This is a genomic window from Mycolicibacterium iranicum, from assembly GCF_002101705.1.
GTDB lineage: Bacteria > Actinomycetota > Actinomycetes > Mycobacteriales > Mycobacteriaceae > Mycobacterium > Mycobacterium iranicum.
Map to the genome: position 1 here is coordinate 1 of NZ_LQPC01000074.1, position 1,090 is coordinate 1,090.

Genomic DNA, 1,090 nt, shown 5'->3' on the forward strand with positions numbered 1-1,090 from the left:
TGTACTGACCTGAGAGGTTAGGTACGCGGCTGGCTGGTGGTTGACCGCCGAGTGCGGTGTGGCCGCGGTGGTGATTGTAGTTGTGCAGCCAGCGCGGATATTCGGCGCAGCGTTCGGCGTCGCTGGTGTAGAGACGGGCGTAGGCCCACTCGTCGGCCAGGGTGCGGTGGAAGCGTTCCACCTTGCCGTTGGTCTGCGGCCGGTAGGGCCGAGTGCGGCGATGTTCGATTTCGTCGCCCAGCGCGTTGCGGAATGCATGTGACCGGTAGCAGGACCCGTTGTCGGTCAACACCTTCCGAACAATGATGCCCTGCTCGATGAACCAAGCGTTGGCCCGATCCCAGAACTCGGCGGCGGTCTCCTTGCGCTCGTCGACCAGCATCTCGGAGTAGGCCAACCGGGAGTGCGCGTCCAGGGCGGTGTGCAGGAAGTGATAACCGCGCACCGGCTTTCGGTTCTTCGTCATTCCGCTGCTCTTGTCGGCGAAAGCGTTGCGCTTTCCGGCCGAACGGCCGAGCATGCGCCAGCCGCCTCCGGCGGGGATCTTGCCCAACTTCTTGACATCGACGTGCACCAGATCACCGCATGCGGTCGATTCCATGCGGCGCACGACGCGGCCGGTGGCTCGGTCGAGCCATCGCAGCTTGGCGATGCGGTAGCGGCGCAACACGTTGGAGACGGTGGAGACGTTCATCCCCAGCAGGTAGGCGATCCGGGCCGGCCCCCACCGTCGAGTGACGCGTACGCCGATGATGCGCCGCTCAAGGCGTGTAGGCGTGCGGTTGGGGCTGTGGTGCGGTCGTGAGCTGCGGTCGGCCATCCCGGCCTCGCCCAGCTCCAGGTAGCGGTCCACCCATCGACAGACGGTGGTGACCGACACCTGGAAGCGTTCGGCCGCGCGCCGACGCGACCACCCGTCATCGACAACGCATCGAGCCAGCCTCAGGCGACCGGTTTCAGACAAAGGGGCATTACGGTGAACCACGAAGACCTCCGAGATCGGTGAGCGTTCCTAGACAGCTCGCACTCCACTCGGAGGTCTTCGTCTTGTCACCTCACCACGCCGTCACCAACGTCCGTGGTCAGTACA

At 65.0% G+C, this 1,090-nt stretch carries 1 protein-coding gene; it reads right to left on the minus strand.

Translation table 11 applies throughout. From position 1 onward, the window contains the following. On the minus strand, positions 1-985 hold a 985-nt coding region (locus AWC12_RS29005; protein WP_024449072.1), incomplete at its 3' end, for an IS481 family transposase. Positions 986-1,090 lie beyond the last annotated feature (105 nt).